This window comes from Vibrio porteresiae DSM 19223 (assembly GCF_024347055.1).
Classification (GTDB): Bacteria; Pseudomonadota; Gammaproteobacteria; order Enterobacterales; family Vibrionaceae; genus Vibrio; species Vibrio porteresiae.
The window spans coordinates 1,197,445-1,211,604 of record NZ_AP024895.1 but is presented as its reverse complement, the minus strand read 5'-3'; the positions used below and the strand labels follow the sequence as shown (position 1 = coordinate 1,211,604).

General features: G+C 45.6%; 14 protein-coding genes. 4 read left to right on the top strand and 10 right to left on the bottom strand.

Annotation, left to right across the window (positions count from 1 at the left end):
- Nucleotide 1 precedes the first annotated feature (1 nt).
- From OCV11_RS05670 to OCV11_RS05640, 7 genes are all read right to left on the bottom strand, one after another.
- On the bottom strand, nucleotides 2-1,138 hold the full coding sequence (locus OCV11_RS05670) for an ABC transporter permease (RefSeq protein WP_261895568.1): 1,137 nt from the start codon (nucleotides 1,136-1,138) through the stop codon (nucleotides 2-4).
- The gene (locus OCV11_RS05665) at nucleotides 1,125-2,423 is read right to left on the bottom strand and encodes an ABC transporter permease (RefSeq protein ID WP_261895567.1); all 1,299 of its coding nucleotides are present in this window, start codon (nucleotides 2,421-2,423) and stop codon (nucleotides 1,125-1,127) included. The genes OCV11_RS05670 and OCV11_RS05665 overlap by 14 nt, the downstream gene beginning before the upstream one ends.
- A complete protein-coding gene (locus OCV11_RS05660) occupies nucleotides 2,423-3,826 on the bottom strand; it encodes a Fe-S-containing protein (RefSeq protein WP_261895565.1) in 1,404 nt (467 codons plus the stop codon). Before OCV11_RS05660 ends, OCV11_RS05665 begins: the two co-directional genes overlap by 1 nt.
- Nucleotides 3,827-3,928: 102 nt before the next feature.
- Nucleotides 3,929-4,447: an iron transporter gene (locus tag OCV11_RS05655; RefSeq protein ID WP_373332805.1), complete on the bottom strand. Its 519-nt coding sequence runs from the start codon at nucleotides 4,445-4,447 to the stop codon at nucleotides 3,929-3,931.
- A 67-nt stretch (nucleotides 4,448-4,514) separates the two neighbouring features.
- A complete protein-coding gene (locus OCV11_RS05650) occupies nucleotides 4,515-6,440 on the bottom strand; it encodes an FTR1 family iron permease (protein WP_261895563.1) in 1,926 nt (641 codons plus the stop codon).
- A 369-nt stretch (nucleotides 6,441-6,809) separates the two neighbouring features.
- Nucleotides 6,810-7,223 (bottom strand): DoxX family protein, encoded by a 414-nt coding sequence (locus OCV11_RS05645; RefSeq protein ID WP_261895561.1) that lies wholly within the window; start codon nucleotides 7,221-7,223, stop codon nucleotides 6,810-6,812.
- Between the two features lie 183 nt (nucleotides 7,224-7,406).
- Nucleotides 7,407-8,309 (bottom strand): ADP-ribosylglycohydrolase family protein, encoded by a 903-nt coding sequence (locus OCV11_RS05640; protein ID WP_261895560.1) that lies wholly within the window; start codon nucleotides 8,307-8,309, stop codon nucleotides 7,407-7,409.
- A gap of 99 nt (nucleotides 8,310-8,408) precedes the next feature.
- Between OCV11_RS05640 and OCV11_RS05635 the strand changes: the two genes are divergently transcribed.
- On the top strand, nucleotides 8,409-9,257 hold the full coding sequence (locus OCV11_RS05635; RefSeq protein WP_261895558.1) for an NAD(+)--dinitrogen-reductase ADP-D-ribosyltransferase: 849 nt from the start codon (nucleotides 8,409-8,411) through the stop codon (nucleotides 9,255-9,257).
- Nucleotides 9,258-9,293: 36 nt separating this feature from the next.
- Here the strand turns inward: OCV11_RS05635 and OCV11_RS05630 are convergent, their stop codons facing one another.
- Nucleotides 9,294-9,929 carry a LysE family translocator gene (locus tag OCV11_RS05630; protein ID WP_261895557.1) on the bottom strand — a complete coding sequence of 212 codons (636 nt, stop codon included), beginning with the start codon at nucleotides 9,927-9,929 and terminating at the stop codon, nucleotides 9,294-9,296.
- Between the two features lie 322 nt (nucleotides 9,930-10,251).
- Between OCV11_RS05630 and OCV11_RS05625 the strand changes: the two genes are divergently transcribed.
- The 3 genes from OCV11_RS05625 to mtgA all read left to right on the top strand — a co-directional run bounded on the left by OCV11_RS05625 (nucleotide 10,252) and on the right by mtgA (nucleotide 11,588).
- The gene (locus OCV11_RS05625; RefSeq protein ID WP_261895555.1) at nucleotides 10,252-10,530 is read left to right on the top strand and encodes a type II toxin-antitoxin system RelB/DinJ family antitoxin; all 279 of its coding nucleotides are present in this window, start codon (nucleotides 10,252-10,254) and stop codon (nucleotides 10,528-10,530) included.
- Nucleotides 10,523-10,792 carry a type II toxin-antitoxin system RelE/ParE family toxin gene (locus tag OCV11_RS05620; RefSeq protein ID WP_068713044.1) on the top strand — a complete coding sequence of 90 codons (270 nt, stop codon included), beginning with the start codon at nucleotides 10,523-10,525 and terminating at the stop codon, nucleotides 10,790-10,792. Before OCV11_RS05625 ends, OCV11_RS05620 begins: the two co-directional genes overlap by 8 nt.
- 106 nt (nucleotides 10,793-10,898) lie before the next feature.
- Nucleotides 10,899-11,588 carry a monofunctional biosynthetic peptidoglycan transglycosylase gene (gene mtgA, locus OCV11_RS05615; RefSeq protein WP_373332819.1) on the top strand — a complete coding sequence of 230 codons (690 nt, stop codon included), beginning with the start codon at nucleotides 10,899-10,901 and terminating at the stop codon, nucleotides 11,586-11,588.
- Nucleotides 11,589-11,673: 85 nt separating this feature from the next.
- Here the strand turns inward: mtgA and OCV11_RS05610 are convergent, their stop codons facing one another.
- Nucleotides 11,674-12,462 (bottom strand): outer membrane protein, encoded by a 789-nt coding sequence (locus OCV11_RS05610; protein WP_261895553.1) that lies wholly within the window; start codon nucleotides 12,460-12,462, stop codon nucleotides 11,674-11,676.
- A 348-nt stretch (nucleotides 12,463-12,810) separates the two neighbouring features.
- The gene (locus OCV11_RS05605) at nucleotides 12,811-14,124 is read right to left on the bottom strand and encodes an amidohydrolase (protein WP_261895551.1); all 1,314 of its coding nucleotides are present in this window, start codon (nucleotides 14,122-14,124) and stop codon (nucleotides 12,811-12,813) included.
- Nucleotides 14,125-14,160 lie beyond the last annotated feature (36 nt).

Sequence of the window (14,160 nt, the reverse complement as noted above, 5' to 3'; positions counted from 1 at the left end):
CTTATTCTCCTTTCAACACTTTGGCGGGATCAACATTCATCGCGCGCAAAGTTGGAATCGTGGCAGCAATCAGTGCCGCACCGATCGATAACACTGCCGTAATGGCAAACACAGGGGCACGTAAATCAATCGCCGAGCTAAACACGGTTTGCCCTAAAATTTGAGCCAATACATAACCGATGCCCAACCCCAATACGATTGCAGCGACCGTCATCACTAACGTTTCTGCCAAGATTTGTCTGGTGATCGCTTTGTGGGAAGCGCCTAAAGCTTTTTGCAGGGCGAACTCATGGCGACGCTCGCCAATCATGGCCGTCAACGTGGTGTTCACGCATAGGGTTGATAACACCAAAATGACAAAGGCCACCACACCCATCAATAGCTTGATTTTATCGAGCACTTTCCCCTCCGATGAGGAGACTTTAAGGATCGGGCGAATCGTTAGATCAGGGAATTTCGCTTGTAGCTGTTTGGCAAATTGATCGACCTGATCTTTATCGTTATCGATACTGAACATGGCGTAATTCGCTTGGTCAGCTTGGCCGAGCCATTCTTGTAAAACACCCAAATTAACAATGAGATAGTTATCTTCTTCGGCACCGGAGTCGATAATACCCTTAATGGTAAAGGTATGACGCTCTTGCCCTTTGATCATGCTGATTTCAGAGCCCACTTTTAGCTCCAATTTTTTGGCTAGGCTCGCACCTATCATGGCATTGCGTTTATCAAACGAGACACCAATCCACTCACCTTGGACTTGCCAATAGGGCACCAGCTTTTTCAATTGCGAAAAATCAACGCCCATCGCCACCACTTTTTCCAAATCCGATTGCACCATGCCATAGAGATAAGGGCTTGAGGCGACCAGCTTGCCTTGCGGCGCCATGCTCACCATGGTGTGGTAATCGGCGGTAGATAAAGTGCTCTCTTTGGCACCCGGTCCAACATAAAAGTTAGCGCCATAGTTACGTAGCTCATGGCTCATTTTTTGGTTGATATCGAAATAAACGCCCGCCATGGCCGTGACAATCGCCGCGCCCATAGTCAGCGCAGCCAACACCACAATCACGCGGCGCAGGCGCAACTTCAAAGATCGCACCACCAGCAGAGTATTCATCGAACGATTATTGGCGGCCATACAACACCTCGATTGGGTAAAGCGCAGCAATACGACGCGATGGGAAATAGGTTCCGCACACTGTCATTACCACAGAAATCACGAGAATCAACGGGATAATAATCCAATGGAATGTGATACTTGAACCAAACAAGGCATAGCCCATAACCTTGGCAAGCCCCCAGCCAGCAACACATCCCAGTGAGCCACCAAGCAAACCACAGATCATCGATTCAGCATAAAACAGTAAGTACACTTGCCAGTTATGCGCGCCGAGCGATTTCATCAAACCAATCTCTTTTGAACGTTGCAAAATCGCATTGGTCATCAGTGATGCAATCCCCATTGAAGCAGCAATAAAGGCAGCTAAGGTCACCATAAACAGCAAACTTTGGATTTTCTCAATCACGATCCCTTCGGAGGCAGCCACCTGCCACACAGGGTGAACGCTGGCATTACTTAAGGCCTTTTCTAATTGGAATGAAATCGAAGAGACAAACGCAGTACAAAACCACAAGTCGTATTCATCGGAGTCAAGCGACTCCAAGTTTTCGCGGGCTTTCTTTGACAACGCATTTTCTGGCACGGTCAAAGCCGATACATTGATACTCTCCACCCGATCTTGCAGATTGAGCAGTGTTTGACCAATATGCAACGGCACCACAATCGCCTCTTCCTCAGCACCGCCATTGGTCAAAATGCCGGTCACTTGAACGGAAATGGTTTGCTTACCACGAGTTAACGTCAGTGAGTCACCCACTTTCCAACCCATATGCGCCGCAATAGATTGCCCAACCAAGGCTTGAGCTTGGCTATCGTCTGGCCACTGGCCATTTACTTTCCAATACTGAGCAATGATCTTATTACCGGTGTGGTAATCCGGCTCATCGGGAACAGCTAACGACTGATCAAAGAAGGTGCCGACTAACGCCACCTTATGTTGACTGGTATGATTTTGGCTATCTGCAACTTGAACAGAACCACGCACAAAAGGCGCAAAACCTATGATGTTGTTACGCCAAAAAATGTTCTTGATGTTCGGCAGTTCAGATTCCAGCAACAGGTCATCTTTATCCATCGACGCTAAGGCATTTTTCAATGCATACGGCAACTGCACCTGACCTTCTGGGGTGATTTCGATGTTAGCGCCATAGCGTTTCATCTCCACTGACATTTTATCGCCAATGGTAATCGAGATAGCGAGCAGCGCCGAAATCAAACCTGCAGCCAAAAAGATAGTGGTGGTCGCAAGCCATTTACGACCACTGTCATGGCGCCAAGATTGGCGCAACATAGTCCATAACATTATTGGTCACCTCCCAACGCTGAGCTGCCTTTTACATATTGCCAAGGGTTATCGCGGAAGGCGTCGTAAGAAGCTTGTTTCGAGAAGAAATAGGTCTTACCGCCAAATTGATAACTAAACGGAGCGTCGATATTGGTTAAGGCATCGCCGTTAACCGGATCTTTCACCGTGATTTTCACCACCTCACTGAAATACTGCAGACCCGATTCCAGCATCGCTTGGCTAATGACGATTTCGTTGTTTTTCAATGACCACTCTTTGATCGGTATCGGGTTACAGCCGCCCGGGTTACCAATCGAAGGAATGAAGATGTGCACGCCGCAAGCCAAACAGATCACTTGATCGCCGTCTTGAATATACCCTGCATCGCCACAAAGCATACAAGCGTCAAACACCACACCAAATTTCATTTCGCTTGGGTAGCGGTCAATGACAAAGAAACGCACCACTTTACCGTCGCTGGCAATCCATTGATAACGATGCAACTTGCCATCTTTGAGCTCATCGGTAATCGCAATATGCACGGACTCATCTGCGCTTAATTCGATGCTTTGAGCTGGAGAACGAGTCGGTGGTTGAGAAGCGACGGCATCCCAATAGAGCAAGGCAGCAAATATCATCACTAAGGAGAATAAGAACCAGCGCACAATACGCTGCTGACCAATCAACTTAGCTTGCCATTTGCGACGTTCGATGGCGCGCTGCTCACCCTTTATCGCCGTTTTGATCGGCACAATATCGTGGCGATATTTGACTAAAGCCGGCAGCAAACACATCGCCATCACCACGTAGGCATAGGTCCAAAAGAAGTTGGTGACCCGCGACACATAGCTCAATAACTCTTGATAAAGGTCCAGAATCTGTAACTTCATCGCAGAAAGCAGCACGTCGCCAGAGAGAGGAAGTAATGCCAGTAAGATTAAGACGAAAAAGAACACGCGTTTAAACAGCGCACTGCGCTCAGCCATCACCTGAGCCGTAAAATAGTGCACCAAACCGATGAGAATCCACCCAAGCAACAGCGCGGCGATATTCAAGATCAGTTCCGTATTAATCACACTAGTGGCCGTTACCATATCGAGTTTTGCCACGCGCGCCCACATAAAAGCGGTTAACGCGACAATGATAAATTGCCACAGCAGCAACAATCGATTGGGTTTGGTTACCCATAGGCCATACACCAACAGCAATACCGTTAGTGCCATATCCCCTGCGCCGATGATCAACAGTGATGTTTGGCTGTAAGGCAACAATGCATTCGCTGCAACACCAGCAACGCTTGCCAGTACAGACCACCAAAAACGCTGTTTGTAGAATGAAGAGGTTGCACCGGACCAAAGCAGTCCGAACATGACGGCGGGGAGGAGGAAATAAGAAAGTACCTGAGAGAGATAAAAACTCATATTGCTCACATCATATTATTATGGAAGGCGGCCGTTTCGCCGATGACGAACCGGCCACCTTTTGTGCTAGCAGTGCAAAATCACTGCTAGCAGCTGATTGGCTTAGTTCAAACCAACGTATTTGAATTTGTAAGTTGCATCGAAAGGTTTGTACCAACGACCTACACCTGTTTCTTTATCTGTGTGGCGTAGTAGACCTGCTTTAGCAGGAGATTCGATGTGGAAAGTCAGCTCGTAGTTACCAACACCCAGCATTTTTACGTTTGAACCGTAGTGTGGACCATCAGACGCGATCATCGGCATGAAAGTGCCTTCTTGAGTTTTGCCTGTGTCTAGGTTTTTCATTTTGTAGCTGATGGTTAGGTAAGGAATCCATTCACCTGCAGCAAAACCGTTTTTGTTGCCTTTTAGTGCGTGGATGTCCGCTTCAAGGTGAACGTCAGCTTTAGAAGCTGCCATCATCATACCTTGAGGTTCCATAGTTACTGGCTCTAGGTAAACTGCCGCTAGCTCCATACCATTCATTTCGATAGTTTCACCAGCAGGGTGCTCGCCAGCCATTGTTGTTGCTGAGAACAGCATCGCTGCCATTGCAGCTGGAACCAAAATTTTGTTAGCCATTATCGTTATTCCTTTTAACAAGAGTTTGTCGCGCTAAAGTCACGCAGTTATAAATATAAAAATGTCGCTATGCTGATTTTTGTCCCTGACGACGAATGACAACCAACGCAAGCACCGCTGCAGCCAGCAGCACCACTTGCGGAATCAAGGTTTCGACGTAAGGGTAAATACCCAACAAACCGATTTGCGGAACGGCGTCCATCAGTGTTGGATTAAACAATTTGGCTTCAATCAGTTCCAACACCCCTTTGCCAGCAAAGACAAAGGCCATCAGATACATAAATCCACCGGTAAACATAAAGAAAGGTTTTAGCGGCAGCTTCACCACGCTGTAGCGCATGATGACGAAAATCACCGCGAGAATCACAATACCCAACGCCAAGCCACCAAAGATGCCGCCTAGCGAACTGGCTGAACCATCTGCGCCCAATGCGTAGTAGAACAGCACCGTTTCCGCACCTTCACGGTAGACAGCAAGGAAGCTCGCAAACCAAAGCCCAGCCACTGAGCCCGCTGTTAATGAGCGTGACAGTTTGCTTTCCAAATATTTTTTCCACTGGGTCGCTTCCACTTTAGACAGCAGCCAGTAACTCATCATAAACAGCACGACAACCGCCACCAGCATAGTGATGCCTTCGAGCATTTCTCGACTCGCGCCTGCATTGGTAAATAGCCACTGGAACAGTGCCGCGGTAATCAGACTACAAATCAAGCCCACGATGACGGAGTTTTTAATGATGTGCAGTTTGTCGGTATGGTCGTTTTTCACCAAGTAGGCCGTAATGGCTGCCACAATCAGCAGTGCCTCCAAACCTTCACGCAAAATGATGGTCAAGCTTGCGATGAAAATCGCCCAGAAACCTTGGTTACCCTCACCCAGCATCGCCGCACCTTTATCTAGCGCTTGGCTAAGTGCTTGTTGCTGTGCTTGGATATCAGCAAGTTTCGAACCGGCTTTCATCATACTGACGATACGAGTGAAATAGCCTTCTAACTCGGACTTGAATGCGGTATCACGGGCACCGATGGCATTTTCCATACCGGTAGCTTCGAAGCGATCAAAGTAGGCATCTTGAACCGCCATCATCGCTTCAGACACATTGCCTTTTTGATACGTATCAATGGCTTGAGTAATCGCGGCATCAATACCCGTAATCACTGCTTGCCAGTCCTGTTTTACTACCGCTTGTGCTTCATCTTGGGTCTGTTTTTGTGAATCACGCGTTGCAGGTAACCCAGGTAAATCGTCTTTAAGATCTTGCGTTAAGGTTGATACTTGATAACCAAAATCCACCAAGTGTTGCATAGAGAACGGCTCTTTAGTGATCTCCAGCAGCGCTTTAAAACGGTCGTTGTAATCAGCCGCTTTACTGCCAGAACGATTCAAACGAATCGCTGTTTCCAAATCGGAGTTTTTGTAGGCCTCAAACTGAGCTTGCTGTACTAATTGGGTCGCAGCTTGACGCTTCTCTACCTGCTCAGTTTCGCTGCCTTGTGCAGATAAGCGGTAACTAGCCAAACCTTGGTTAACCAGACGTTCGATGGTGAGTACTTGCTCACGCCAGTAAGGCAAAATACTGTCTTGATGCACGTCAGTGGTTTCTGCCACCAATTGAGTGCCGGACTCTAAGATGTCTGGCACGGAAGCAATTTGCGTTTTAAGCCAAGCGATCTGTTGCGTGACTTCACCAACATCCCCTTGGGCTGCAATCATTTTGCGGATTTCGCCAAATTTGGCTTCCAGCTCGTAAGCGTATTTTTGTGAGTAGTTAATTCGAATTGGACCTTCAAGGCCTTCAAATACCTCAAAGTAAGCCATTTGCACTGTGGTTTTGGCTTCGGCCGTTTGACCAGATTGATAAAGCTCTACGGTTTTATCTAGACGTTGGTTGATGTCGTCTGCTGCAGCTTGATAATCAATGATTGCCGCTTGAGAAGTAACGGCCACAAATGCACACAACATAACGATGAAAAGCTTCGCGAGCTTTAACATGGTGAAATCCCTGTAATACCCTGAACACGCGAATGCTATCGCAAACTATTATCATTCACAACGGAAAACTTTTGTTACATGTCAAAAAATAATAACAAATGCTTATATTCATCACATAATTATGACTTTGCGTTCTATATAAATAAGTTTTTATTCGTTTAGAGTATTTCGGCGGTAACTCGTTCGTGTTGCAAAGAAATCGCCGTTAAATCAAGGATGGTCAAAGGAATGGTGTAGCGAGGTCATACTCTTTAGTAAATAAGAGCTGGTGATGTATTTGCGCCCTAGAAGACCAAAAGGCCAACATCACTGTTGGCCTTTTCACATCATTTTTCCAGCGTTATCGATAAATTTCTGTTATTGATAACCCTATTTGGCAAAGTTGAATTTGGTTGGCTTAATCGCATAAGGGCCATCACCAATCAGTGCCAAAGCAAGCAAACCGACAATCCAGAATGCTGGGTATTCCCAACCACCGTTCGGGTCAGTAAAGAAAAACCCTGCTGGACCGTGTACAGTCACAATCGCACCAAGTAGCACAGGCACCATAACGATCGCGCTAATGCGAGTATAGAAACCGGTGATCAGTGCCAATGCACCTAACAATTCCCAAAGCATAGTGACGTAAGCAAACCAGCCTGGCAAAGATAGGGATTGGAAAAATTGGGCTGTGCCCGCTGGAGTAAAGACGAAATATTTCAAGCCAAGGTGGGCAAGAAACAAAATGCCAAGAGTAATACGGAGCAGCAAAGCAGCATAAGGTGTGGTTTTTGAATCAGTCATGGTAACAATCTCCCTCACAAGTTGATGATGAAACTGTACCTTACTTCCACTGTAATGATTATTGGGTCAAAACGGGGAACTTTACTTCCAATTTGGAAGAAATGATTAACCCACCATCAAATGATAAAAACACAGCAAGCAACGCCGAACCCATTCTCCAGTTAATTAATTGATTGATATGAATTATTCGTTCATTTGATAAAAAGAGTCAGCTAAAGAAAGGATCTCCTCGCTCCAATAAACACGCTCTCGCCAAGCGCTAGGAATGCCTTGCAAACCATAAAAAGCGCCCGCTAATTGCCCACAAATGGCAGCAGTGGTATCGGCATCATCACCGAGATTTGCCGCCAGAAGTACCGCTTGCGCATAGGAATCGCTCTGGTTAAAACACCATAATGCCGCTTCTAAGCTATCCACCACATAGCCAGTGCCGCTAATCTCTTTTTCCTCTTTAGCTCGATATGAGCCCTTTTGAATCGCCGCTATTTTGGCGGTTTGGGCGTGGTAACTATCACTGCTAAGAATCTGATCTTTAGTTTGTCCATCAAGCGCTGCACTCAAAAGTGAGGCGTAGTAACCACACGCATCGATACACTCTTTGGCTCCATGAGTCGTGCGTGAACTCTCACCCGCGTAATGAACAACTGATTGCTTATCTGGATGGTAGAAAAGCACCACGGGGGCTAAACGCATGAGTGACCCGTTACCCGCAGCAAGAGGATGGGTTGAACCTGCGAAAGGTTGATGGGTCGCCGCGTAGTGAGCTAATGCTTCTGAAACGGTGGTGCCGATATCAAAACAGCGGCCATTACTGCTCATGTAGCCATTCACTCGCCATTGCTGATATTTGTTCATTTGATCATTGGGATCAAAGCCTTGGCATTCCAGCAACGAGTGCGCAAGACACAATGCCATCGACGTATCATCAGTCCACTGCCCCGCTTTTAGCCGAAATACACCGCCACCGACCATATCCGTGACTGGGGTAAAACTGCCGCGCGGCTGAAATTCCACCGTCGTGCCAATCGCATCACCAATCGCAAGTCCTAGAAGACAACCTTGATAACGTTCTTTTTGCGTAGACATTTCTATACTCTTCCAATCGCTTTTAATTTGAACTTTGCTTTTAACATCCGATGTTAAAACCAACGTCAATAAACGGATAAAATTGCAATACGATAGCCCATGACATCCACTCAACCGTGCGACACTAATACCACTATTTCGTTAGCTGATCGGCTGCTAACACTGCCCGCTTTTGCTGCCGCTCCAATCAATCGCTGCAATTTACCAGCCGTGATACTGGGTGGATTAACCTACCAACACTGCCCTACGGCCCTGCATATCGATATGGTGCAAGAGTTTCATGCACGTCTATTCACGCAGTTGGATGGACTAGACACACCTAGCGAACGCGCCCAACATTTTCGTCAGTACATGAATTCTGCCTTTCTACTAAGCGACAGCGAACAAGTAGGATTTAGCCACCAAAACAACGGAATTCGCCGCGATAAAGCCGATTACTTAAGATTGATTCGCGGTTGGATGTTTGACGCCAATAGTATTGAAGCCGCCGTCATAAAACGTTGGGTTGAATCGCGTTTTGGCCTTCTAACCCTTAACCACAAAGGCGTTATTCAAGGAGTGTCGAGCGATGAATATCAACGCTATCTTCAAGATTATGTACGCGGTTTATACAACAGTAATGCGCTGGAATCACAGCTCGATTTGCTCTACACCTACTGCCAATATGAACTCATTCGGCAAATGCCTAAAACCACACACCTTGCTCTGTTTAGGGGTGTGAATGGGCTCCCCAAATCCAATTCTTGTAGCCAACTTCTGCTCAATAACAACAATTCGTTCAGTGACGCTCGCGATCAAGCGAGCATCTTTGGTGACCATGTGTTTAGCGCAAATATCCCAACCACCAAGATCCTCTACTTTCCCGATCTGCTTCCCAATCTATTGCGTGGGGAACGTGAGTATTTGGTTATTGGAGGCATGGTTGATGTGCAATGGCTGAAAGGCTAATAAACCCCATCACCAACCTCTAAACCATAAAACGAATTAAGGCCTTGAACTGAGTAGCACCCCACTACCCATAGTGATAAAAAGCCCCCCAGTGACTTTAGCCAGTTTGCGCTCAAAATGATGGGTACGCAGCTTCTGCCCCAAGCGACAGACAATCATGGCATAGCTTAGATGTACCAAAGTAACAATCACGGCGATGGTTAAGTACATGATAGAAAACTGCTCAAAGTGGGAGTGGCTCACATCCAAAAATTGCGGTAAGAAAGCGGAGAGAAAAATCAATGTCTTAGGATTACTAGCCGAAACCAAAAACGCTTGGAGATATAACGATAGCAATCCTTTGTGCTCAGTTTTATCCGCACTGTCTGGCAATGTCATACTGTTTTTCGGTTTTGAACGAAGACTCTTGATACCAAGATAAATTAAGTAAGCTCCCCCAACACACTTCATCACCAAAAACCAACTGGGTAGCTGCGCCAGTAAGCCACCAACACCAATAGCGACTAAACAGACAATCAATAATTGACACGATAAATTGCCAAGAACAGTAATAAAGGCAGACTGCCAGCCATATTGAATGCTGTTTTTCAGCACCAGCAAGACATTGGGCCCTGGTGATAAAGTAATAAGAAGGAAAGCGGAGGCAAACATCATCCATATTTCAATACTCATCGAACACTCCTTTGTTCAATAGCTGGAAATTCACGTAACCTTGACGATATATATTCTTGTATCAGTTAGTTATAGATACCCATATTCAACAATCACGTTCATTTTAGCAATAGCAGAATGGGGAAACGCTCTCATATAATCCCCCGTTATCACTTACCTTCAAGGCACTAACACCTTTGCGAGGTCCCCATATGGGGCACCGAACTCTAACGTTCTTTTCATATCTAGTTTCATCCCGTGTCGATGGTTTGTTGAACACTTTGTCATCTAACCTTATACTCTGTATAACTATGTATTACATTGTGTGCAAAAAGGTGTAGTTATGAGAACAGAAATGTTGAGCACTCGTATTGATCATGAAACAAAAGTGGCTTTCACTAGCATATGCGATGAGATGGGATTAAGTACTTCGCAAGCCATTAAATTGTTTGCCAAAGCAGTCATCAATCACGGCGGTATTCCTTTCGAACTGCGCGTCACGCAACCGAATGAAATCACAGCTGCCGCAATAAAAGAGCTAGTTGAGGGCAAGGGTCACCAAGCAGAATCGCTTGATGCCATGTTCGATGAGTTGACTGATGGTAAGGTCAAAAATGTATAGTCTCGAGTATTCAACTCAATTTAAGAAAGACTTTAAGAAGATAACTAAAATGCCGATTCCGGATATTATTGAGGTCGGCAATATCATATCCAAACTTCAGCGAGGGGAAACTCTTGCCCCACAAAATGTAGACCATCCACTCACAGGCAATTGGGTGGGTTTTAGAGATTGTCACGTCAAACCCGATTTAGTGCTTATTTACCGTATTTATAATCAACAACTACAACTTGCTCGTATCGGCTCACACAGCGATTTGTTTTAATCACTTCCCTGCTACAAATTTCATTTAGTTGATTTATATAAAACGACTCTCTAAAGTGTTGGCAGTTCATTACCAAGGAAATGATGTGAAATTGTTGACGAGACGAATCAAGCGCCGCATAAAACGCGCGCTGATTGCCACGCTGGCATTACTCATGGGATTGCCTCTCGTGCTGGTCATTTTGCTTAAATTTATTAATCCACCATTTTGGGCATGGGAAATAAACCGCACTCTTTTCCCACCCGAAGGTTACCCCAAACACGCCCAACATCAATGGGTTCCGCTTGCTGCTGTCTCCCCTGCGATTCCCTTGGCTATAATGGCATCAGAAGATCAACGTTTCCCATTTCATTGGGGTATCGATATTGATGCGTTAGTTTCGGTGATTGAAGCGAGTGGCGCAGATGGTCCAGAGCGCGGCGCGAGCACAATTACGCAGCAAACCGCCAAAAACGTCTTTCTCTTTCCTAGTGAAACTTATATTCGCAAGGCCTATGAGCTTTATATCGCGCTGTTACTTGAGCTGATTTGGGGCAAAGAGCGCATCATGGAGATGTACATCAATATCGTGGAGTTTGGTCCGGGAATTTATGGTGTTCAAGCAGCCAGTGAAGCTTACTTTGGCGTTCCTGCCAGCCGCGTGACTCGTCATCAAGCGGCGCAATTAGCTGTCGTACTACCTAACCCATATAAGATTCATCCGACTCCTATGACAGATTATGTACAAGAACGCGTTCAGTGGGTGTTAGTGCAAATGGGCCACTTAGATACACAAGATTATCGCCGTTTAGAATAAGCCTAAATGACAAGTTAACAACCATAGAAAAAGGACAGGTCGCCCTGTCCTTTTTACCTACCTACTCATGTGCTTAACGCGACACTTAGAAGTACTTCACTAAACCCACGGAGACAGTGTGAGATGAGAAGCTTGCGTCATGTTTGAACTCATCAGTCCAAGTGAAGTTACTAGCATTCAATCCACTTTTACCATCAACAACATCAGGATAATAGGTATACATATAACTCGCGTAGAGTACGTAGTCATTCTCCAATTTATAGTTGAAATCTAATCCCGTAGTGACACCTAATGCCCACTTAGAATCAGAATATTCGCTAGAAACATCAGTAGTAGAATTTGAATCATTGAAATTAAATGTGTATTTGAATTTAGAGAGTATAGGACCTACTGAAAAGTTAATTAGCATATTATCGAATGCATAACCCACTTTTGGTTTAACGCTAATGCCAAATTTATTTTCTACACGTTCACTGTAACCATAACTAATGGTCGGTGTATTCTCGTATACATGTGCATTTTCGCCCTTCTTGGACGAAAAATTGCTAACGAACAGGTTTGTTTCCAAACCATAGACCCAATTTTCTTGCTGCCATTGATAACCATAGATAAAGGTAGCTGACACATCGTTATCAGAAAAATCTTGGCTAAAGGTACTCTTTAAATCACTTAAGTTATTCGTATTGAAATAGTTTCCATCGGTAGCTTCAACGGTAGGATTGACCTTACCTGCAACCACACCTAACGCAACGCCAGCATATTGACCACTCCAATCAACAGGCTCGTTGGCTTGAGCCACACAGCTCAAAGTGACTAGGGAAAGAGCACCTATAAAATTAATAGCGCATGATTTTTTAATAGACTTAAGTTGCATATAGACTCACAGTTTCTAATTAAGCATAACGATTTAAATTTGGCCGGCTAATTATTAACATAATGGACAAACAATCAACCTTAAATTAATAAAAATGAACAATCCACTGATAAAATGTCATTCAATTTATAAGCAATTAAAATAATGACCACGATTTCAATTAAACAACCTTTTACGATTCAGCATTATTATGTAATTAGTTGCAAATTAATTGGCCATTAATAACATTTATCTGAAAAATATAGACATAGAGTTGCCTATTTAAAAGAGAGTGATGTGGAAATAAAGAGGTATTTTTAAGAAAAGAGTATTGGCGTAGCCCCAATACTCTCTGAGTGCGCTAATCAATTAATCTTGTGTCAGTTTTTGCTGCATTCGCGCATAAATCGCGGCGGCGTTAATCATCACCCGTTCATCCACCTCAAGCGAGTGGCTGTGTAACCCGCCCGCAATGGGCGTACCGTGAATCACATAGACCGACTGACCACCTTGTGATTGAACATGCTCGGCCAATAGCGTGAAATCTTCCGAAGCGTTGACCGCATGTTCTGCCACTACCTCTTTGATAAGCGATAGCTCTTGCCCGACATCAGCAGCTAACGCTTCTAGCTCTGGTGAATTGCGCCCCGCCAGAGCCTCAACCATCAGCTCGGTTTCTAACCCTAAACCGTACATATCGGCCGCTGCTTGCATGATTGCGACGACTCGTTCAGTTAAGTAGTCGAAAGCCTCATCGGTTGACGCGCGAATTTCTACCCACAGTTCAGCGCTCGGAGCGATGATGTTCCAGCTGTCACCACCTTCTATTCGTCCGACATTAATTCTCCCCACACCGGCACTGTGCGGCGCAATCGCATGCAAATTAACTGTCGCGACAGCCGCTCCCAGCAGCGCGTTTTTGCCTAGATGTGGCTGTCCTGTTGAGTGTGCAGCCTGACCCAGTAAACGAAATTTCCAGCGTTTTACCGCCAAAATATGGGTCGACTTGGCAGCAAACTGCCCAAGCATTGGTAAGTTCGAGGCTAAGTGCCCACCAATTAAATAATTAACCTGATCAACCACACCTTGGGGAATCATCGCTCTCGCACCAGAAAGCCCTTCTTCATCGGGCTGAAAAATCAACTTAATCGTCCCCTTTAACTCATCTCTATGCTCAGCAAAATGGTGCGCTAACAGTAAACCGGTCACGGTATTGATATCATGACCACACATATGGGCAAACCCTGCATGGCATGAGACATACTCTTCCATCACCGCACGGCGAGAATTGTCTAAACTCTCTTGCATCCGCAAACAATCGAGGTCAAAACGATAGGCGATGGTTGGGCCATCTTGCTTACCGCGAAGAGTCGCCACTACCCCAGTTAATCCATGCTGTGCAGGTTCGAGATAACGCGGGTTGGCGCCATAGGTCAACGCCGCGTCATACTCTTGCTGTAGCTCGGTATCATCTGGCACAAAAAGACGGGCTGAAGGCTCAATAATGTCCGCCCCTTGCGCTATTTCATATCCCCATTGATCGAGTTTTTCTGCCACAAATGCCGTGGCATAAAACTCAAGCCACCCCGGTTGTGGGTGGCGATGCAGGTCGCGTCGCCAGTGCTGTGCTTGCTCAAATTGAGCCAATAACTCTTGTTCTAAACTCTCAATCGATTGATTCATGCTGGGGGTCCGTCTGCTCTTTTTCGCTTTACTCTA